Source organism: Polyangiaceae bacterium (genome assembly GCA_015075635.1).
Lineage (GTDB): Bacteria > Myxococcota_A > Polyangia > Polyangiales > Polyangiaceae > JADJKB01.
Window position 1 is genome coordinate 948,331 of the sequence record JABTUA010000002.1, and the last position, 20,477, is coordinate 968,807.

At 68.7% G+C, this 20,477-nt stretch carries 21 protein-coding genes; 14 read left to right on the forward strand and 7 right to left on the reverse strand.

Features of this window, described 5'->3' with window-relative positions; translation table 11 throughout:
- Nucleotides 1-7 precede the first annotated feature (7 nt).
- The 4 genes from HS104_20620 to HS104_20635 form a co-directional block, all read right to left on the reverse strand.
- Nucleotides 8-1,327, reverse strand: a complete 1,320-nt coding sequence (locus HS104_20620; GenBank protein ID MBE7482371.1) for a hypothetical protein — start codon at nt 1,325-1,327, stop codon at nt 8-10.
- Nucleotides 1,328-1,590: 263 nt separating this feature from the next.
- Nucleotides 1,591-2,145: a hypothetical protein gene (locus HS104_20625; GenBank protein ID MBE7482372.1), complete on the reverse strand. Its 555-nt coding sequence runs from the start codon at nt 2,143-2,145 to the stop codon at nt 1,591-1,593.
- Nucleotides 2,146-2,469: 324 nt separating this feature from the next.
- Nucleotides 2,470-2,661 carry a hypothetical protein gene (locus tag HS104_20630; GenBank protein MBE7482373.1) on the reverse strand — a complete coding sequence of 64 codons (192 nt, stop codon included), beginning with the start codon at nt 2,659-2,661 and terminating at the stop codon, nt 2,470-2,472.
- Between the two features lie 357 nt (nt 2,662-3,018).
- Nucleotides 3,019-3,333 (reverse strand): four helix bundle protein, encoded by a 315-nt coding sequence (locus HS104_20635; GenBank protein ID MBE7482374.1) that lies wholly within the window; start codon nt 3,331-3,333, stop codon nt 3,019-3,021.
- A gap of 545 nt (nt 3,334-3,878) precedes the next feature.
- Here HS104_20635 and HS104_20640 point away from each other — a divergent pair.
- The 5 genes from HS104_20640 (at nt 3,879) to HS104_20660 (ending at nt 10,848) form a co-directional block, all read left to right on the forward strand.
- Complete coding sequence (locus HS104_20640; protein ID MBE7482375.1) at nt 3,879-4,802, forward strand: ribose-phosphate pyrophosphokinase; 924 nt, start codon at nt 3,879-3,881, stop codon at nt 4,800-4,802.
- 16 nt (nt 4,803-4,818) lie between these two features.
- Entirely contained in the window at nt 4,819-6,351 is a 1,533-nt protein-coding gene (locus HS104_20645) for a hypothetical protein (GenBank protein ID MBE7482376.1), read from the forward strand.
- Nucleotides 6,352-6,513: 162 nt separating this feature from the next.
- Nucleotides 6,514-7,179: a response regulator gene (locus tag HS104_20650; protein MBE7482377.1), complete on the forward strand. Its 666-nt coding sequence runs from the start codon at nt 6,514-6,516 to the stop codon at nt 7,177-7,179.
- On the forward strand, nt 7,113-7,400 hold the full coding sequence (locus HS104_20655) for an EAL domain-containing protein (protein ID MBE7482378.1): 288 nt from the start codon (nt 7,113-7,115) through the stop codon (nt 7,398-7,400). Before HS104_20650 ends, HS104_20655 begins: the two co-directional genes overlap by 67 nt.
- Nucleotides 7,401-7,569: 169 nt before the next feature.
- Entirely contained in the window at nt 7,570-10,848 is a 3,279-nt protein-coding gene (locus tag HS104_20660) for a response regulator (GenBank protein MBE7482379.1), read from the forward strand.
- A 48-nt stretch (nt 10,849-10,896) separates the two neighbouring features.
- On the opposite strand, the gene HS104_20665 is transcribed toward HS104_20660, so the two are convergent.
- Both HS104_20665 and HS104_20670 read right to left on the reverse strand, forming a co-directional pair.
- The gene (locus HS104_20665; protein ID MBE7482380.1) at nt 10,897-11,352 is read right to left on the reverse strand and encodes a hypothetical protein; all 456 of its coding nucleotides are present in this window, start codon (nt 11,350-11,352) and stop codon (nt 10,897-10,899) included.
- 275 nt (nt 11,353-11,627) lie between these two features.
- A complete protein-coding gene (locus tag HS104_20670) occupies nt 11,628-12,125 on the reverse strand; it encodes a hypothetical protein (GenBank protein MBE7482381.1) in 498 nt (165 codons plus the stop codon).
- Between the two features lie 494 nt (nt 12,126-12,619).
- Between HS104_20670 and HS104_20675 the strand changes: the two genes are divergently transcribed.
- From HS104_20675 to HS104_20710, 8 genes are all read left to right on the forward strand, one after another.
- On the forward strand, nt 12,620-13,126 hold the full coding sequence (locus tag HS104_20675) for a hypothetical protein (GenBank protein MBE7482382.1): 507 nt from the start codon (nt 12,620-12,622) through the stop codon (nt 13,124-13,126).
- Nucleotides 13,119-13,388 (forward strand): hypothetical protein, encoded by a 270-nt coding sequence (locus tag HS104_20680; protein ID MBE7482383.1) that lies wholly within the window; start codon nt 13,119-13,121, stop codon nt 13,386-13,388. The genes HS104_20675 and HS104_20680 overlap by 8 nt, the downstream gene beginning before the upstream one ends.
- 4 nt (nt 13,389-13,392) lie before the next feature.
- Entirely contained in the window at nt 13,393-14,307 is a 915-nt protein-coding gene (locus HS104_20685) for an FAD:protein FMN transferase (GenBank protein ID MBE7482384.1), read from the forward strand.
- On the forward strand, nt 14,304-14,837 hold the full coding sequence (locus HS104_20690) for a hypothetical protein (GenBank protein ID MBE7482385.1): 534 nt from the start codon (nt 14,304-14,306) through the stop codon (nt 14,835-14,837). Before HS104_20685 ends, HS104_20690 begins: the two co-directional genes overlap by 4 nt.
- 28 nt (nt 14,838-14,865) lie before the next feature.
- Nucleotides 14,866-15,774 carry a cation transporter gene (locus HS104_20695; protein ID MBE7482386.1) on the forward strand — a complete coding sequence of 303 codons (909 nt, stop codon included), beginning with the start codon at nt 14,866-14,868 and terminating at the stop codon, nt 15,772-15,774.
- 83 nt (nt 15,775-15,857) lie between these two features.
- Nucleotides 15,858-16,592, forward strand: coding sequence for a hypothetical protein (locus tag HS104_20700; GenBank protein ID MBE7482387.1), 735 nt, complete (start codon nt 15,858-15,860; stop codon nt 16,590-16,592).
- A gap of 105 nt (nt 16,593-16,697) precedes the next feature.
- Nucleotides 16,698-17,447, forward strand: coding sequence for a response regulator transcription factor (locus tag HS104_20705; GenBank protein MBE7482388.1), 750 nt, complete (start codon nt 16,698-16,700; stop codon nt 17,445-17,447).
- Nucleotides 17,448-17,587: 140 nt separating this feature from the next.
- Nucleotides 17,588-18,568: a hypothetical protein gene (locus HS104_20710; GenBank protein MBE7482389.1), complete on the forward strand. Its 981-nt coding sequence runs from the start codon at nt 17,588-17,590 to the stop codon at nt 18,566-18,568.
- An 11-nt stretch (nt 18,569-18,579) separates the two neighbouring features.
- Here HS104_20710 and HS104_20715 read toward each other — a convergent pair whose 3' ends face one another.
- Entirely contained in the window at nt 18,580-19,377 is a 798-nt protein-coding gene (locus HS104_20715; protein MBE7482390.1) for a hypothetical protein, read from the reverse strand.
- Between the two features lie 102 nt (nt 19,378-19,479).
- Between HS104_20715 and HS104_20720 the strand changes: the two genes are divergently transcribed.
- Nucleotides 19,480-20,457, forward strand: a complete 978-nt coding sequence (locus HS104_20720; GenBank protein ID MBE7482391.1) for an acyltransferase family protein — start codon at nt 19,480-19,482, stop codon at nt 20,455-20,457.
- Nucleotides 20,458-20,477 lie beyond the last annotated feature (20 nt).

Here is a 20,477-nt window from a genome sequence, read left to right on the forward strand (position 1 = left end):
ACCTCCTCTAGTAGTGAATGAACACGGGCACCGCGCCGTTGAAGTCGTGGGAGACGAAGGACACGTTGTCAGGGGTCTTGAACGGGACCATTTCCGGAGGCGCTCGCGGCCACCAACCATCTCCACCCGTGACCACTGACCAAGCGTTCGGCAGACTACTTGGGCCGCCCGAACCGGATTGCCAGTCCTTGTTGTGGTTGCCGGAATAGCAGAGGTTGTTCAGCCACCACGGGTAGTTTCCCATCAAGCTGTGTCCACACGTCGCCAAGGACGCTGGTGGGTTGCCAACGTCCCGGTATTCGTCGCCCAGGCCCAGAACGGCGTGTCCAAATTCGTGGGACGCAGTGACGCCGGTTGCGTCGTTGCAGAGCACGATCTGCTTGAGGATGGGCCATCCCCAGGCGTAGGACCGCTCGCAGTCATATCTCCGCTCCACCTGGACGCCAGCCTGGCTACAGTACGTCGAGTAAGTACTCTCGCTACATGTGTCGATGCGTCGCAGAAAGAGCCCACCTTCCGTGGATCCGTAGAGCCGGCGGGTACCCTGGACAACAGCCTGCGATGTGTACGCGATCGCCTCCAGCTCAGTGAATCCAGGATGGTAGTCGCTCACTCTTACGCCGACGTCCATAGCCAACGCTTCCAAATTATAGGAGGCTACCAGGTTGAACTGCGACGGCGTGCTCAGGAAGTTATGAACCGTGACGTACCACACGCCTCCTGGCGCGCAGTCGGCGGCGGCGGCGTGAATGAACTCCTGAGCATCACTCGAGTATCCGCGCCAGGTGTAGATTTCCTTGGTGGCCACGGCGTTGCACCTCACGTAGAGGTCGACGTCGGCACCGGGGGTGTCCGACCACAGAATGAAGTTGGTGCTTCGCGCACCGCCGCTGCCGGATGCAGCGGGAAAATAGAAAGTGACACTGTCGTCGGCACCGAGGAGAACACCCATGCTGCGAACCCCGGGATTGAGCAGTCCATGGCCGGTCGCCAAGTTCGGTTCGCAGCTCACACCGACCTTGTCGAGTGCGAAGCCGGCGGCAGCGACGCTTCCATCCGTAGTCAGGCGTGTCCATAGCGCCTGTGCTTGAGCCCGAAATGGCAGCGAGACGTGATGCCAGCTGGTACTGAGCGTGCCCGTGTAGGACTGCCAGTCCGCGGGGTCCACAGTGAATTGTGGTGCCGCGTGAAAGAAGTCATAGTTGAACTCCAAGTTGCCACCGGGCGCGAACTTGAAATACATGTGTGACACACGCGCGTTCGCGTGAATCGTCCGGTCATGCACCAGGTTGTTGGCGTGGCCTGGCCGATTGTAGTCTTGGTGCATCTCTCCCGTGGAGTAGCCAACGGGTATCTCCTGCCACGCTGGGTACCGCGGACAGTCTACCGTCGTGAATGGGCCCGCCGACGCCACCGAGCTGCCAAGAAGCGGCACGGCGAGCGCAGCGATCGAAGCCGCTGCTGTTCTGCGCCGTTGACGATCCGGCACCTTTCGCATGGCGGCCTCCGCTGCGCCAATCATACGACTCAGGTTAGCCCCCCCCCCCCCCGGGGGTTGTCAAGCCCTCCGCCGACCGAAATTGATGTCGATCAACTCAACTCGCGTGCGCTTCTTCTTCGGCGCGAGCTTGCGGTCGAACATGCGGGTTCGGCGCACGAGCAGGTCGAAAAGAACGTCACGATGGCTCCGCGGTGCGTGGTCCGGAAAGCGCGGAGCTTCCGGATCCGATCGGCGATCCAGGCCTTCGGCGGCGGGGTGAACACGTGCTCGCTGGCGGTCTGCATGCTGGCGATGTCGGCGGACAGGGTCTTCACCTGCTCCTCGGCCTGGGCCAGGGCGTCGGCCAGCGCCCCCGTCGCCCGGCCGCTCGCGACGAACTCGACGAAGTTGTGCACGCGCGTTTCGGCCCGATTCAGCTCGAGCCGCTTGAGCCGGAGCTCCTCGGGCACGTGCGCGAACTGCTCCTTCACCTTCGCCGCGGTGCGCTCGTAGACCAAGGCCAGTACTTCGGGCTTCAGCACGTCCTGGTTCAACGCGCCCAGGAACTTCTCCTCGAGGCGCTTGCGCGCGATGAGCACGCGGTTCTCACAGGAGCGCCGCGAGCCGTTCAGGCAGCCGTAGTAGCCGCTGCCCTTCCCACTCACCAGAGCGATGGCGCCGCCGCACGCGCCGCATTCAGCGCGCCGGAGAGCCGATGCGTTGGGTGTGACTCCACGTAGCTCTTGCGCTGGCCTTCGAAACCCCGCTTCCCGCGCTTCGTCGGGAATACTCCCTCGATCTCGCGCGCGGAGGTGAGACAAAGGGGGGGTAGTTCTCTGCCGAAGGCTGCCGCCGGCGCGAGCAACGCCGGAAGCCGGCCTGTTTCGGCTCTCGAAGTCCTCGACCCGCGCTGCTGCACCCACCATGGTCCCCGTCACAGAGGCTACCAGGCATACGTCCGCCCTGCACGCGACGGCGGCGGGAGCGCGCTACGACACGAACATCTCCATCTGCGCGCTGGAGTCGCCCCCGTGCCCGCCGAGCCTCTGACGCAGGGCGGGGCTGACGAAGAACGGCGGTCTCCTCGGGGGAGCGAGGCGTGGAGGCTCGGGGTCTTCACCGAGCCTCCGGAGGAAGCGGGTGACCGTCTCTGCCGCGGTGACCATGGCGCGGAGGACCATGGGAGCGCAAAGAGCTCGCGAGGCCGAAGGCCGAGCCCGGGACTACATCCTCAGTCTTGCCATGATCAGATCACGATCAGCCACTGAGAGACGTGTGCAAGAACCGGCCCGGGCCGGTGCCGGCTGTTTCAACCGCACGCCAGAGTGGCGAGGCGCGGGGGCAATCCGCGGAGCGAGATAAATCCCCCGGGACCGGCGCCGGCTGTTTGTCCGGTAGGAACAGTCGCGAGGCGCCGGGGCCTGGTCCGCGGAGCGAATTCCAATGCCCCCGCTCCCGATCAATCCCCGGGTGCCCCGGCTCCCCCACTCGCCCTCGCTCCCGCCCCCGCCCCCGCTCTCGCCCACTCCCGGCGCGCCCTAAACGAGCTTCACCAGCGTCCCGATGATGCGGTCCAGGCGCGCCCGAACCGCGGCATCGACCCCGGCGATGTAGCCGAACGCCTCGGCGACCTCGAGGCACGCCAGGGTCTCCCGCGCCGACCCGAGCGCGGTGTGGTACCTGACCTGCCTGAGCTTGCCTCGCGATCCCATGCCCTCGGACATGTTGAGCACGACGCTGGACGCCGCTCTCCTCATCTGCCGGCACAGGTCGCTGTCTCTCTTCTCGATGCGCTCGATGAACGGCCGGAGCTCGCGCATGGCCTCGACGGTGATGGGGTAGATTCGCAGCATCTCGTTCTTCTCTCTTTCTGCTCGTGAGAGCGCCTGCGCTCCGCCCGCCGCGCACAGACCGGGTCCAGGCTGCGAGCGAGCGCCAGCGAGCGAGCACCGCGCGCGTCAGCGCGCGGCCGCGGCCTGGACGCGGTCGAGCACGGCGGTAAAATCGAAGAGCGAGCGAGCAGACTCTCTTCGATGTGCACTGCCAGGACATCGCTGACACATTTCCTGCCCCTCGCCCTCGCCCTCGCCCTCGCCCTCGCTCTCGCCCTCGCCCTCGCCCTCGCCCTCGCTCTCGCCCTCGCCCTCGCCCTCGCCCCCGCTCTCGCTCTCGCTCTCGCCCTCGCCCTCGCCCTCGCGCGCGCCCGTTTCCGCGCGCGCATGCGCGTTACTCTCGCCGCCCCTCACCGCGCCTCGGTCACCCCTCGCCGCCCCTCGCCGCCCTGCGCGCCCGTTTCCTCGGTGCGCCCTTGTGCCGGCTACATGAAGTTTCGCGTGAAACCGCCGCGCGACCCGCTCTTGTCCTGGATCTCGGCCCGGGCGAGGTAGCGTAGGCCCCCATGCCGAGCGGCAGCCACCTCCTGGTCACCACCTCGACCTACGCCTACCTGGAGCCGCGCTTCCTGGCCGCGGGCCCGTTCGAGCGCGGTGAGGTCGAGCGCAAGTCGTTCCCCGACGGCGAGCAGTATCGGCGGCTCGCCTGTGACGTGTGGGGTCGGGACGTCGTGCTGCTCGGCGGCACGCCGAGCGATCTGGATTGGCTCGAGGTCTACGACCTGGGCTGCGCCATCTCCCGCGCCGGCGCGCGCTCGCTCTCGATCGTGATGCCCTACTTCGGCTACTCGACGATGGAGCGCGCGATACTGCCGGGCGAGGTCGTCACGGCCAAGACCCGCGCGCGCCTGATCTCGGCGATCCCGCCCTGCGAGGCCGGGACCCGCGTGTTCCTCTTCGACCTGCACACCGACGGCATCGAGTTCTACTTCGGCGACGCTCACGTCACGCACCACGTCTACGGCGCGCCCATCGTGACGCGTGCCATCGAGCAGGCGATGGCGGGTCGCGACTACGTGCTCGGCGCCACCGACGCGGGTCGCGCCAAGTGGGTGCAGAGCCTCGCGCACACCTTGGACGTGGAGCCAGCCTTCGTCTACAAGCGCCGGGACGCCGCCTCGGGCAACCTGGCGGTCACGGGGGTGAACGCCGACGTGCGCGGCCGCGAGGTCGTGATCTACGACGACATGATCCGCACCGGTGGCTCGCTCTTGCAGGCGGCGCGCGCGTACCAAGAAGCCGGCGCGACCCGCGTGCACGCCATCGCCAGCCACCTGGTGCTGCCCGGCGACTCGCTCCGCGCGCTCTCGGCTTCCGGCGTGCTCGACACGATCAGCGGAACGGACTCGCATCCGTCGAGCCAGAAGCTGCCCCAGCAGGCGGTGTTCTCCGTGGTGGAGCTCCTGGCGAGCGCCCTGGCGCGCTGTTGAAGGTAGGATGATGAGCGTGTCGAGATCGGGTGCCCTGCTGCTCGCCCTCGCGTGCTTCGCCGGCTGCGGCGACGAAGGCGGCGGCTCGCCGGCCAAGACCTGCGTGGCGGGCAAGCAGGTCGAGTGCGCCTGCCCCGGCGGCGGGCTGGGCGTGAAGGCGTGCCGCGCGGACGGCCTCGGCTACGACGCCTGCGTCGGCTGCGGCGGCGGCGGGGGAAGCGGCGGCTCGAGCGGCAGCGGCGGCTCGAGCGGCAGCGGGGGAAGCGGCGGTTCGAGCGGCAGCGGGGGCGGCAGCGGCGGCAAGCGCAGCGGCCCGGTGGTGCTGGACGGCAGCTCGCTCAGCGACGACCAGGGTCGCTTCAACGCGCTCGGCGCGACGATGATGTGGGCGGCCTGGGGCTACAAGCACGACAAGGCGCGGCTCGAGCAGAACCTGGCGTTCCTGGCGCAGCACGGCTTTCATTACGTGCGCGCGCTGGGAGTGGTGGGCGACTACTCGGCGAACGACTACTGGGACGGTCGCGAGATCGACTGGCACTGGCCGGACTACGACCAGGTCATCGCGGGGCTCACGGATCTGGCCTACGACCAATACGGCCTGCGCATCGAGTGGACGCTGATCGGCGACGGGCAGAAGAACTTGCCCAACCCCGCGGACCGCCAGGCGCTGGTGGATCGCTTCGTCGCCATGTCGCAGGGACGCGAGCACAAGATCATCCACTTCGAGCTCGCGAACGAGGCGTGGCAGAACGGCTTTGGGGGCGCCCAGGGCGAGTCCGAGCTGCGCGCGCTGACGCAGTACCTGAACGGCAAGACGAACATCCTGGTGGCCGCCTCGGCGCCGGATCCGAGCGTCTGCTCGGCCACGCAGGCGCTCTACGCCGGCGGCATCGCCGATCTGGCCACGCTGCACTTCGATCGCGACGTGGGCCAGGTGGACGGCCACTGGCGCCCGGTCTGGCAGCCCTGGTGGGTCCACGGCTGCGCCGGCATCCCGGTCGCCAGCAACAACGAGCCCATCGGTCCCGGCGCCTCGGTGTCGAGCGAAAACGGCGTGCTCGAGCTGGTGACGGGCGCCGTGGCCAGCTACGTGTCGGGCCTGCCGCTGCACGTGTTTCACTCGAGCGCCGGCGTGCGCGGGGATCAGAACCTGTGGGAGATGTCCGGCGCGGACGCCTTCTCGGCGCTGCCGTCGTACGTGCCGGGAGATCTCGCCTCCTGGGCGCGGCGCGATCCCAAGGCCAGCGACGCCCCGCTCCGCTTCTACGCGGAGGAAGGCGGTCAGGCGAAGCCGGACGTGATGTGGCCGGAGCTCTCCGCTCCCGAGAGCGGGGTCGTCGCGGCGCCGGGCAGCGTGAGCGGGAAGAGCTTCCTGGTGCTGCCGCTCGGCATCCTGAACCAGGCTCAGATGGAGGCGCGGGCGGCGCTGTCACTGGAGGTCGTGGACGTCGTAACCGGTCAGGTCGTCGCGCAGCACGAGCTCGCCGCCGGGCAGAAGCTCAGCCTGGGCGGCGCGGGCGCGCGGGTCCTGCGCGGCACCTTGAAGTGAGGGGGTGGGCTCGAGGGGACGCCGAGTCGGCATGCATCATCCGACGCATCACGCGCTGAAAAACGCTGCAATCTCCTGGCCGTGCGCGGTCCGACGACAAGGGGGTCTATGGTCTATGTCTGACGCTTCCTTTGCCGGAGGCCCAACCCTAAACTGGGAGACTTGCTAAGCGACGAGATGGAGTCGGAGCGTTCCAGCGTGCTTCTGGTCGATGACGACGACGCCGTCCGCGGCGTGTACTCTCGCGTGCTGACTTCGGCGGGCTTCAACGTCTTCCCGGCGTCGGACGGGGCTGGCGCCCTCGAGCTCCTCGAGCGCGGCGCCTTCGACGCCGTGGTCAGCGACATCTCCATGCCGGGTATGGACGGCGTTCAGCTCCTACGCGAAGTGCGCCGCCGCGACCGTGACTTGCCCGTGATCTTGATGACAGGCGGTCCGACGCTCGAGACGGCCCTGCGGGCCATCGACTACGGCGTGATGAAGTACCTGATGAAGCCGGTCTCGTCGGAAAACATCACCGAGGCGGTCCGTCGCGCGGTGCGCCTGTACCACCTCGGCAGGGCAAAGCGGGAGGCCCTCCGTGCTCTCGGGACCATGACCGGCGAAGCTTCCGACCGCGCCGGGCTCGAGACCAGCTTCGATCGCGCACTCGACTCGCTCTGGATGGCGTTTCAGCCGATCGTCAGCGCCGCCGACCGGCAGGTGTTTGCGTACGAGGCGCTGCTCAGGAGCGAGGAGCCCACGTTGCCTCATCCGGTGCTGTGGATGATCTGGGAGCGGGGTACGCCGGCCTCGCCAGTTTCGTTCAGATGGAGCCGGACTTCGTGAAGCTGGACATGTCGCTGATCCGCGGGCTCCACCAGAGCTCCCTGAAGCGGCGCCTGGTCCGCTCGATGACCTCGCTCTGCCAGGAGATGGGGCTCGGCGTCATCGCCGAAGGCGTCGAGACCCCGGAAGAACGGGATTCCCTGGTGGATCTCGGTCTGGACCTCCTTCAGGGCTACCACTTCTCGAAACCGGCGCGGCCGTTCGCGCAGGCAAACTGGTGACCGAACCGCTGGGGCTTGTCTCCCATACGCGGCATCAGCACGGGTTCAGCGCCTTCATGGGAACAACACCGCCCGTCCCTGACCCTCCCCAGCTCGCCAGCAGCGTTCCGGAGAGCCTGACCGAGGGGTGTTTGCCCGTGCCGCAGACTAATCCTCGGGGGGACCAGCGATGAGTGAAGTCGACGATCCGGCTGCAGCAGCGAGCGATGCGATCGCTTCCGATCTCCGCTTGCTGTTCGAGTCGTCGCCGGACGTTCTCCTGGTACTTCTCCCAGACGCGCCGAGATTCACGATGGTCGCGGCGACGGACGCACGCCTGGCCGCGACCCAAACCACGCGAGAGAAGACGATGGGTAGGCCGCTCTTCGAGGTCTTCCCAGACAACCCGGACGATCCCGAGGCCACCGGTGCGAGCAACCTCCGGGCATCGCTCGAGCGAGCGCTGGCGACGCGTGCACCCGACACGATGGCCGTGCAGCGTTATGACATCCGCGGCCCAGACGGCACGTTCCAGACGAAGTACTGGAGCCCAAAGAACATCCCGGTCCTCTCCCGCTCCGGCGAAGTGCTCTACATCCTGCATCGGGTCGAAGACGTCACCAACTTGGTCGAGGCGACCGAGCTCGGCCAAGTGCTGCGTGACAAGACGCAAGCCATGGAACGGGAGGTCATCAAGCGCAGCCAAGAGCTGGCCGCAGCCAATCGCGAGCTCCGCGACGCGAACGTCAAGCTCGGAGAGCTCGACGCCGCGAAGACCGCCTTTTTCAGCAACGTGAGCCACGAGTTCCGTACACCGCTCACCTTGATGCTCGGGCCGATCGAGGACGCGCTCCGTCGGGAGTCGACTCTCGGCGGCGAGCCCCTTCGCGCAGTCCACCGCAGCGCCGTCCGCTTGCTTCGTCTGGTCAACAGTCTCCTGGACTTCTCGCGCATCGAGGCGGGGCGGCTCGATGCGCGCTTCGAAGCGACGGATCTGGCAGCGCTCACGGCGGGGCTTGCGGGTGCGTTCCAGTCACTCATCGAGTCCGCCGGGCTGTCACTGGTGGTGGATTGCCCAAGCCTGCGCCAACCGGTCTTCGTCGATCGCTCGCAGTGGGAGAGGGTCGTTTCGAACCTCCTCTCGAACGCATTCAAGTTCACCTTGGAAGGCGAGATCGCCGTGCGGTTGCGGGAGCACGGCGACCGAGTCGACCTCGTGGTCAGCGACACGGGGACGGGTATCCCGGAGGACGAGCAGAAACGCGTCTTCGAGCGTTTCCATCGCGTGGAGAACTCGCACGGGCGAAGCTTCGAGGGGACAGGCATCGGCCTGGCGCTCGTGCGGGAGATCGTCAGCCTGCACGGAGGCTCGATCCGCGTGGAGAGCGCAGTGGGCCGCGGGAGCACTTTCACAGTCTCGATTCCGCTCGGCTCCGCCCACCTGCCGAAGGACCGCATCGTAGTCGCAAGCGACACCGACGAGAGTGCAAGGGGAGGCGTAGCCACGCCATTCGTTCTCGAAGCGTCTCAGTGGATACCCGCTGACGCACGCGCCGCTTCCCCGGAGCAACCGGCGGCGGAACCGTCGCCGGCGGACCGTGAGAGGATCCTCGTCGTCGACGACAACGCAGACATGCGCAACTACATCGTCAGCCTGCTCAGCCCGCACTGGACCGTCGATACTGCGGCCGATGGCGAGGCCGCTCTGGCGCAGATCGGGACGGCCGTGCCCAACCTCGTCTTGAGCGACGTGATGATGCCACGCATGGGCGGGTTCGCGCTCCTCCGCGCCCTCCGCGCCATACCCGCAACGCGGCCAATCCCGGTGATCCTCCTCTCGGCGCGCGCCGGGGAAGAGGCCGTTGTAGAGGGGCTCGAAGCCGGGGCTGACGACTACCTGCTCAAGCCTTTCTCGGCGCGCGAGCTGCTCACGCGGGTGCGCGCCCACTTGGACGCCGCTCGTTCGCGGACGAGCGTTTTGCGCGCGAGCGAGACGCGGTTCCGGCGCCTTGCCGAGTCCGGCATCATCGGCGTCACCGTCTCTGACGCGGACGGACGGATTCTCGAGGCGAACGACGCATTCTTGGGCATGACCGGGTGCTCGCGCGAGCAGCTGCTCGCGGGCGAGGTCGTCTGGGAGCTTCTCGCGCCGGCGGGGCGCGACGCGTCGGCAGGGGCGCGGGCCAGCGAGGCGGAATACCGGTGCAAGGATGGACGCCGCGTCCCCGTGCTGGTCGCACTCGCGCCGCTCGAGAACGGAGAGTACATCTCCATCGCCCTCGACCTCTCCGAGCGCAAGCGCCTGGAAGAACAATTTCGCCAAGCGCAAAAGATGGAGGCTGTCGGGCGCCTCGCCGGCGGGATCGCCCACGACTTCAACAACATGTTGTCGGTCATCCTGAGCTACGCGGAGATGATCGGCGCGGACCTCGACGCGGACGAACCGCTCCGCGCGGACGTCGAGCAGATAAGCGCGGCTGCGGTTCGTGCGACGGAGCTCACGCGCCAGCTCCTCGCGTTCAGCCGCCAGCAGGTGCTGGAGCCGAAGGTGCTTTCCCTCAACAACATCGTGGCTGGCATGGAGAAGATGCTCCGCCGCTTGCTCGGCGCCGACATCACTCTCACCGTCTTGCCGGAGAGCGGGCTCTGGAACGTCGAGGCCGATCCTGGCCAGATCGAGCAGATCGTGATGAACCTCGCCGTCAACGCGCGAGATGCGATGCCGCAGGGCGGAAAGCTGACGATCCGAACCGCAAACGTCGAGCTGGACGCGGATTACGCCGCCGTACACCACGACGTGCAGCCTGGCGCGTATGTGATGCTCGCCGCGAGCGACACTGGAATCGGCATCGACGCGGCGACGCAGGCCCGAATATTCGAGCCTTTCTTCACCACGAAAGAGAAAGGCAAGGGGACGGGGCTCGGCCTCGCGACGGTGTTCGGCATCGTCAAGCAGAGTCGCGGCCACATCTGGGTCTACAGCGAACCCGGCGAGGGCGCGACGTTCAAGGTCTACTTCCCCCGGGTGAGCGGCGCGGAGGCGGTGTCGTCGAATCGCCCGCCACTGGCGTCGCTCCACGGCGACGAAACCATCTTGCTCGTCGAAGACGACGCCCAAGTGCGTACGCTCGCCCGGAGCATCCTGCGCCGGCACGGTTACGTCGTACTGGAAGCCGCCAACGGCGGTGAGGCCCTTCTCATCTGCGAGCAGCACGGCGCGAAGATCGATCTGCTCCTCACCGACGTCGTCCTGCCGCTCATGAGCGGCAGGCAAATCGCCGAGCGTCTCAGAGCGATGCGACCGGGACTCAAGGTGCTCTTCATGTCGGGCTACACCGACGATGCCATCCTCCAGCACGGTATCCTCGACTCCGGCGTCGCTTACCTCCAGAAGCCGCTCACGCCTGCGTCGCTGACGCGCAAGGTCCGCGAGGTCATCGAGCGCAACAACGGGAACGGTAACCGGTAGGTGGCGAGCCAGCGGCAGCGCAGGGGGCTCACGCGCCAAGAAGGCAGCTCAGTCTTCGGACGAGTCGCCCGGCCGAGTGGAGAAGGCGACCGAGTGCGCGAGAGTCGCGAGCCGCGCGGCCACGTAGTCCAGCTGCCTCTCGTCTGAGCTCAACACCAGGAACTGGTACCCGGGTGGGGTGAGCCAGATGGGGCCCAGCTCGTAGCCGATGTCGAACGTGCCCATCCCCAGCGCGGAGCTCGCGAAGAATGGGTCCGCCGATTCGTCGTGGAAGATGACCCAGGGCGCTTGTTCGAGCTCGGGCACCGCCTCGGCGAGGACTCGACGCGTTTGCAGGACGGCCAGCGCGATGGGGTTCGTCTCGGTCAAGACAACCAGCGGGTGAGCCCCCGACCCCCGAAGCACCGTCAGGCGGCTGATGTGCCGGGCGAAGCGTTCGAGCGGCCATCCCTGGCCGTCGATCAGCCGCTGCGCGTCGGCGCCGGCGCGGAGCAGCAGGGCCATACACTGCTCCCTGGCCGCCGGGCGAAGCGGTAGCCCCTGCGGGAGCAGAGTGAGTCGCGTGACGTGAGGATGCAGACTCTCAGAATGCCACTGCGGACGCCGGCTTGCAGCGTTAGCTGCACGCAGTTCCGCACAAGTCCGGACATGAGAGTCCACTGACCTCGGATACGCTTCTGTCTACTGACCGGTCGTGGGCGGCGCCGGAGGGCGCTGCGGAGTGCCCCCCTCACCCGACTGCTGCCTCCGACGCCACCTTCGGCCGGTCAGTCGCGCGCCTACTTCGGCGCCACAGCCTTGAGCGCCTCGTCCGCGGTCTTCTTGGCGTCGGCGGGGTCCAACTTCGCCTTCTCGGCATCCTTCTCCGACTCGTCCGCGGCCTTCTTCGCCTTCGCCGCGTCGTCCTTGGCCTTCGCTGCGGAATCCTCAGCCGCGCGCACCTGACGCATCGCCGCTATGAACGCGGCGTTCGAGTCGGTCCGCGAAGCGATCCACGCCGACTTCGCCTGCACGCGCGTCGCGAAGGCGTCCTTCGGATCCTGGACCACGGCCGCGTTCGCCTCCGACGCCGCTTTCGACGCCGCGTCGGACCGACCCAGCAGGAACGCCCCGGCGCCGATCGCGATGAGCCCACCGGCTGCAATGAGCAGCCCGCGCTGCTTCTGCACGACGTTGCTCCCGCCATCGTCCGGGCCGACGATGCTGCCGGTCGCGACCGCCCCCGTGCCCACGGCGAGGGAGCTGATCCCCCAGATGCTGTACTGGGACGAGTCCATCGTGGCGGCGTCCACCACCGTCGAGCAGAACTTCCTCCCGTCGAATCGTGCACGAACGTGCCGAAAACGCCGACGTCGCGGCGTCTCGAAACGACGCTCATGGATCATCCGATGCGGGTCGGTGCGTCACAGTTTGTTACGTCGCGCGCGCTGCGAAGAGCGGCGGAGGCCGGGAATCTGCCACTTTAAGGATGGTATGAGCCGTGCACCCGGCCTGAGCGGATGAGCGCGCCGAACAGATGCAGGAAGGGCTGGGTGCTCGCGGTAGCCCTGAACAGCACGTGCGCGTGTGGGGCGCGCGGGTCCTGCGCGGCACCTTGAAGTGAGGGGGTTGGCTCGAGGGGACGCCGAGTCGGCATGCGTCATCCGACGCATCACGCGCTGAAAAACGCTGCAATCTCCTGGCCGTGCGCGGTCCGACGCATCGTCTTTCCAGCGTTTCGTGGCGTCTTGGCTCCGAGTGCGGCGCGAGCCGCCATGCCCAAAGGACCCTCATGAGCAGTCAACGTCCCCTCGTCATCGCGGCCGCCGCGTTCGGCGCGCTCGCTCTCCTCGGAGCCGGCATCTGGCTCGGTCGAGCCTCGAGCGCCGCCGCGGAGAAGCCCATGTCCACGGAGCGCGAGGCCGCCTACCGGCGCCTGATCGACGAGGCCAACGCCCGCATCGCACGCCAGAACCAGATGCTCGCGGCGGCATCGAGGCCCGAAGGCCCGAAGGCCCAACCCGGCATCGACGCGAACGCCGCCGCCGCCGCCGCCTATCGACGCGCGCCCGGTGCGCGGCTCTCCCGCCCGCCGGAGCTGGTGTCCTACCGCGGCCTCCCGGCCTACGAGGTCGTTCTGGACCGGGGCACGGTCTACGTGGACGCCTCGACCTCGGAGGTGCTGCACGACGGGACCACCCCCGCCGATGACGGCAGCGCCGCACCCTTGGCCCTGAATGGCAAGCGCAAGTCCAAGCACCACGAGGACCACGACGATCACGAGGACGACGATGACTGACTCGAAGCTGTCCCCGACGACGGCGAAATTGGTGCTGACCGTCGCGGCAGTCGCAGGCACGCTGGGCGGCTGGGTGGTCCTCGCGGCGCGCGAGCAGCCGAGCAGCCAAGCCCAGGCCACGGTGTCGAGTGATGACGAGCTGCCGGTGCTCGTCGAGGTCTCCGTCCCGGGCGCCGCAGCCGAACCTGCGCCCGCTCCTCGCCTGCGCGTGGTGAGCCAGCCACCGCCGCGGCCGATCACGCTGACTCGCTCTTCGAGGTGAAGCCGTGCTCTCCGTCGAGTGCCGAGCCATGGGAAGTCGGGTGTTCGTCGCGCTCGACGCGGAGCCGGAGCTCGCGCCTCGCTTCGACTTGCCCGGCTGGTTCGCCGAGCGCGAGCGCTGCTCGAGCCGCTTCCGCTCCGACAGCGAGCTCTGCCGCCTGAACGCCGAGAGCGGCGGGTGGGTGGCGGTGAGCGCGCCGCTGTTCGCCGAGATTGCAGCAGCGCTCGGCGCGGCCCGCTGGAGCGCCGGCCTCTCCACCCCCACCGTGCTCGAGGCGCTGGAGCGCGCGGGATACGATCGGAGCTTCGACCAGCTCGCGCCGGCCGATCGAGCTCGGGTGGACGGCGAGCCGGCCCCGAGCTTCGAGGAGATCCAGCTGGATGCCGACCGCTCCCGGGTATTCCTACCGCGGGGCGTGCGCCTGGATCTCGGCGGTACGGCCAAGGGCCGCGCCGCCGACGAGCTCTGCGCGAGCCTCGGGACCGCAGCACCGGCGCTGGTCGATGCTGGCGGAGACATCGCCGTCAGCGCCGCTCGAGCCGACGGCAGTCCCTGGCCGGTCGGGGTGGCGAGCCCGCTCGACGACGACGAGTGCCTGGCGACGCTCGCGCTCTCGCGCGGCGGTGTGGCGACCTCGGGACGCGACCATCGCCGCTGGCCGACCGCTCGCGGCGACGCCCACCACCTGATCGATCCCAGGACGGGACGACCCGCGGAGACCGACGTGCTCTCCGCCACCGTCGTCGGGAGCAGCGCTGCGCGGGCTGATGTCGCCGCCAAGGTGCTGCTGATCGCCGGCAGCGCTGCCGGGCTCGCCTGGCTCGAGCGCGAGCCCGACTTGGCGGCGTTGCTCGTCCTCGAGGGCGGCGCAACTCGGCAGAGCTCCCGCTGGGACCGTCACCTCTGGAGCACAACTTGAGCTCCCACGACATCTGGTATCTGACCCGCTCGAGCGGGCTCCTGGCCTTCGGGTTGGCGTGGTTCTCCGTGGTGCTCGGGCTGTTCGCCAGCCTGAAGCTGACCCGCGTGTGGCCGGGGCCAGCCATGGCCATCGACGTGCACGAACATGCGAGCCTCTTGGCCATCGGCTTCACGGCGCTGCACGCCCTGGCACCGACCGGCGATCGAGAATACGGCAGCGACGTGCTGGGCACGCTGCTCCCACTCCTGGCGCCCCGTCACTCGGCCGCGCTGGAGCTGGGGAAGCTGGCTCTCTGGCTGTTGGTGCTGGTCACGCTGAGCTTCTACGTGCGCAAGCGTATCGGGGGGCGTGCCTGGCGCGTGCTGCACTACGCTTCGTTCCTGGTGTACGTGCTGGCGCTGGTCCACGGGCTCTTCGCCGGCACCGACTCGGCCTCACCCGCGGGCGTGGCCTTCTACGGCGGGACGACCCTGGTGGTCCTGGGGCTCACTGCGCTCAGGCTACGCCGTGTCCCGGCGACGACGTGACGGAGCTATGCTCCGGGCCCCCGAGCCCATGTCGACCCCCAAGCTCACCCGATTCGCTTGGCTGTCCATCGCTGCGGCGGTGTTGACCATCGGGCTCAAGTTCGCCGCGTGGCAGGTCACGGGCTCGGTCGGCCTCCTGTCGGACGCCGCGGAGTCCATCGTCAACCTGGTGGCGGCCTGCACCGCGCTCTGGATGCTGACGCTGGCCGCCAGGCCCGCGGACGAGGACTACGCCCACGGCTACGGCAAGGCCGAGTACTTCGCGAGCGGCGTCGAGGGCGCGCTGATCCTGGTCGCTGCCGTCGCCATCGCCTGGGCAGCCGTGGATCGCCTGCTGAACCCCGCCCCCATCCAGCAGGCCGGCCTGGGGCTCGGAGTCTCGGTGGTCGCCTCGGTGATCAACCTCGCCGTGGCGCGCGTGCTGTTCAAGGCCGGCAAGCGCCACCACTCCATCGCGTTGGAGGCGGATGCGCATCACCTGATGACGGATGTCTGGACCTCGGCGGGGGTGCTGGTCGGCGTCGGGTTGGTGGCGCTCACCGGCTGGGAGAGGCTCGATCCGCTGGTGGCGATCGCCGTAGCGCTGAACATCGTGTGGTCGGGCATCCAGCTCATCCGCCGATCCGCGCGGGGCTTGCTGGATGCTTCGCTCGTCCCGAGCGAGCAGGGCGCCGTCCGTCAGGTCCTCGACCGCTACACGGGCCCCGAGGTCCATTTCCACGCGCTCAGAACCCGGCAGGCCGGAGCCCGTCGCTTCGTCTCCATGCACGTCTTGGTGCCGGGCGACTGGACGGTGGACCGCGGTCATCGCCTGCTGGAGCAGATCGAGCGCGACGTCCGCGCCGTCGTCCCGAACGCCAACGTGCTCACTCACCTGGAGTCGCTGGACGATCCACGCTCGTTCGACGACGAAGAGCTCGACCGGCGCGAAGGCTGACTCATGCGCGCTGAGGGCGGCGCAACGGCTTGCTGTTCGCCGGTGAATCGAGGAGCATCGGCTGAGCGGGCCCGCGAGACGAGATGAAGCGCCGAGCTCTGGCCAGTTGCGTGGGGGCGCTGCTCTTGGCAGTCGCGGCGGCGCGCGCGGACGTCTCGCCGCCGCCCCGCGCGAAGATCACGCTCGAGCTCACGGTGGAGGGGCAGGGCTCGGTGCCACACTTGAAGCTGTTCGTGACCAACTGCAACCAGGAGCCCGAAAAGTCGGTGCTGGACCCGAGCGAGGCGCTCGTGTGCACCCCGGAGCGGGGCCCTGTGCGCGTGTTCGGCTTCCGCGAGGGCGATCTGATCGAGCTGTTCGGCAAGATCCGAGGCGACGCCGGTCGCGAAGAGTCCGCGAAGTTCCTGGCTGCGAAGGCCAAGACCTGCGGCGAGCTCGCCGATCAGGACTTGAACATCCGCGACGTGAACGTGACCCTTGTGCAGGCGCGCTACTCCGTCGAGAAGCGGGACAAGGACAGCTGCCGGCTGAAGCGGATCTCGGCGACGACCAAGACCAAGGGCGACTTTCAGGCGAAGAGCAGGCCGACGGCCGCGCTTGCCAGCGCGCCGCCCGCATCCCCGCCCCCGCCGGCGCCCAGCCCGAGCAGCGAGCTCTCCGCGAGCCGGAGCTCGAGCTGTGGCTGCGACCTGGCAGCGTCGGCCTCGAACGGGCCGGGAGCCGCGGTGTTGCTGCTGTCACTCGGGCTCCTCCGCGCGGGAGGTCGCCGTCCAAACCGCGGCGCGCCCCCGCGATTGGAGCGCGCAAACATCACGTAGCGACACGTTCGTGACGACACGGTTTGTCGCTCATGCCGGGTCGCCCGCGCGAAGTGGTACGCTCGGGACGGGGGCCGCGGGAGGCTCCTCGGAGACTTCGCGCCGGTGGATTCCCTGTCGTCCCAGCAACCCGGGTCCGGCATCCGCGTCGTCGTGGTGGATGACGATCCGGTGTTCCTTCGGACGCTACACCGTGTTCTGAAGTTGCGCGGCTTCACCGTCCAAGGCTTCGGCAGCTTCGCCGAGGCGTCCAGCCGCGGTGACCTGATGGACTGCGACGCGATCCTGGCCGACGTCAACCTCGGCCAAGAGAACGGCATCGACACCTGCACCGCAGCGAGGCGCGACGGGTTCGCGGGGGCGATCCTGATGGTCAGCGGCCTCCGCGACATCGGCACCAGGGTCCGCTCCTTCGAGGAGGCACACGCCGACGACTACCTGATCAAGCCACTCGAGATCGAGGATCTGGTGGCGCGCATTCGCGCTGCCGTCCGTGCGCGGCGCGCGGGGCACGAGGATCGCGCGCGGTCGGGCGGGCCACCGGCCACGGAATTCGGCGCCTTCAGGCTCGATCCAGGCAGCGAGGGCGTTTGGGCCGGTCGTCACTTGGTGAGACTGGCTCCGCTTCGATACAAGTTGCTCGCGCTGCTCGTTGCCCAGCAGGGAACACCGCTCCCGCTGGCTCGAATCGCCTGGCTGGTCCAAGGAGGGGTTCGGACCTCGTCGGCCACGGAGAACCTCCTCTGGCAGCTCAAGGAGGAGCTCGGCGCCGGTAGGGACTTGTACGAGCGCACGCGCGAGGGCGTCGCGCTGTCACCGTACCCGCCTAGCCTCGCGAAGCACTGGACGACCTGACGGGAGCGACGCCTCGAGGCTCGCGACGTGAGCTCGGGTGCCACACGGCCGACGTCGCGTGTGGGTGCGGGTGGCAGGAATTCAAAACCAGATCAAAAGTCCGCTCTCGCCGCGGTCCGCTAGCTTCGACCGTCACGGCCATGATGATTGCCAAGACGACCGCCATCTGTGGATTCGGACTCCTCACGCTTCTTGGGTGCTCCAGCGGTGGATCGAGTGGGGGTGGGACGCCCGACGGCGGCGGCAGCGGTGGAAGCGGTGGAGGCGGCGGAGTGAGCGGCAGCGGGGGCGTCGGCCCTGGTCCAGCGCGCACGCTCGAAGAGTACTGCCAGATGGACGCGGCCCTCTCGAAGGCCTGGTGCGACTACGCCGACAAGTGCTGCTCGCAGGCGGACAAGGACGACATCTCGTTCATTCTCCCGGCGTGCACCTTCGGTCCGGACGATCCGGCGGAGTGCGTGCAGTTCGTCAAAGACCGTATGGCGGACGGCACCATGGCCTTCGACGGGACGTGGGCGGACGCCTGCATCGCGAAGCAAGCGGCCGGCATTCCAGCGCCGCCGGCGAGCTGTAGCGGGCTTCCCGGCGCGGAGAACTTGCTCCAAGGGCACGGCACCCCCGGGTTCGCGAAGATCCCCGAGTGTCGCAAGGTCTGGGTCGGACTCGTGAAGGAAGGGGGCGCTTGCGATTACGAGTCGCAGTGCGCCGAGGGGTTGAAATGCGACGACGACGGGTCCGGAACCTTCGTCTGCCAGCCCATCGGCACCGTCGGCTCGAAGTGCGTCCTGGAGAGTGATTGCGACGACGCCTTGGACTGCAACTCGAAGCTGGGCCAGTGCGCGCCCTTGAGCGGCTTGGGTTCCCCGTGCCTTTACTCCAGCGACTGCGAGAACGGGCTGCTGTGCGCATCCGGAACCTGCGCGACGCCGATCCCCCTCGGTGGGTCGTGCTTGGGGAAGTCCGGCGCGTGCACACCGGGGACGGGGTGCAGCTACAGCTCCAGCACCTGCGTCGCCGCCGCGGCCGACGGACAGACCTGCACCACGTCCTTGGAGTGCGCTGGACGCTGCGACAGCTCCCTGGGGCAGTGCGTCTCCATTTGCGGCGGCGACAAGTACTGAGCGACCAGCGCTCAGTGCCAGAGCAGGCTCGCCGAGAGCGCCAGCGCCCGCGCGCGCAGCGCAGCGCTTCCGTCGCTGCGCTCCGCCGACGCGAATCCGAGCATCGCGCCCCCGGCGACGCCCAGCGACCAGTCCGCCGCGACGAACGCGTCGTAACCGAGCCACAGGGCGCCCCCGACGCCCACTCCGGACACGTCTTCGCCGGTTGCTCGGATCGCGATCACCGTGGGCGCGACCGACAGCGACGCGCGCCAGCCGCGCAACGGGGACGGATACACCGTGACGAACGGGCCGAGCTGCCAGAGCGTGATCGACTCGAAGGAGTCGCTCGACGTGGGCGAGCGGAGGAACGTTCCGCCGAGCCCGACGACGACACCGGGCGCCAAGGTCAGACCCGCGTCGAGCTCAGCGCCGAGCGCCAGACCGCTCGCGCTCTCGTCCCCCGCCGACGCTCCGAGCAGCCCGCCGACGGGGCCGATGCGCAGGTAGAAGCCGTCGTGCTGGTACTCCAGGTTCGTCGACGGCGGCGCGATGGAGAGGCACACGTGCGGCGGCATCTGCGGGCCTCGAATCGGCAGCGCGCAGTCGGGATGCTCCGGCTCGTCGCGGCACGGCCGCTCGGTGCCCTCGATGTCGTCGGGGGAGAGGCAGATCCGTGGGGTCGCGTCCGCTTCGGTCGCACCGGCATCCTCCGGCGGATCCGCGTCGCCTGCTTCGGCCCGCGCCGCGAACGCCGGTGTCACGCCGGCCAGCGCGGCAGCGACGAAGCGCGCCCGGCGCGCGAGCACCGCGGCGCGGTCTCGGTCCATGGGGATGGGCTACCAAGCGGGCGGGGCAGCGACAAGTCGGCAGGGTACCTTGACGCTTCGCATTGACGCCGGTTCCCGGAGTGGCAGAGAACGACCCCAAGCATGGCCACGACCCCGTTCTCCTTCGACGAGTGGCGGGCTCGGGCCGGGAAATATTTCGACGCCGCCGACCTCTGGCACCTCGGCGTCCGCGGGATCTTCGCGGCGGGGCTCCAGCTCGCGCTGGACCGCGACACCGAGAGCGGGGTTTCGGAGGGCATCGACGGACGCGATCCGGAGCTCGTCGAGGTGGTGCTGGACCTGGCGCGCTTCATCGGTGAGCGCTACTTCCGCTGGACGGTCGAGGGGCTCGAGAACGTGCCGCCCAGCGGACCCGTGCTCTTGGTGGGCAACCACAACGGCGGGCTCCAGACCTTCGACAGCCTGCTGACCCTGGTGGCCATCCGCGATCGCTTCGGGCTCGAGCGCAGCGTCCACCCGCTCGGGCACGATCTTCTGTTCCAGCACCCGCGCATCCGCGAGGTAACCGTGAAGTTCGGCGGGCTCCGGGCGGGGCACGACGGCGGCGCGGAGGCGCTCCGGCGCGGCCGCATCGTGCTGGTGTACCCCGGCTCCGATCTCGACTCGACCCGCGCCTGGCGCGACCGGCATCGCATCGAGCTCGGCGGGCGCACCGGGTTCTTGAAGCTCGCGCTGCGCGCGCAGGTGCCCATCGTACCGGTGGTGAGCGAGGGCACGCACGAGCAGTTCATCGTGCTCACGCGCGGCGACAAGCTCGCCCAGCGGCTCGGCGTGAAGCGCCTGTTCCGCGCCCAGGTGCTGCCCATCGTGATCTCGATCCCCTGGGGGGTCACCCTGGGCTTTCTGCCCTACTGGCCGCTCCCGGCGCAGACCGCGCTGCGCTTTGGCGCGCCGATCCGCCTGGAGGGTTTCGGGCCCGAGGCCGCCGACGATCCTGCGGCGCTGACTGCCTGCTACGAGCGCGTCCGCGCCGACATGCAGCGGGAGCTCGACCAGCTGGCCCGCGGGCGGGTGCCCTTCGTCGGCCGCGTCGGCGAAGGAGCCCGCGCCTCGCGCTAGCGAGTCGTGCCAGACTCGGG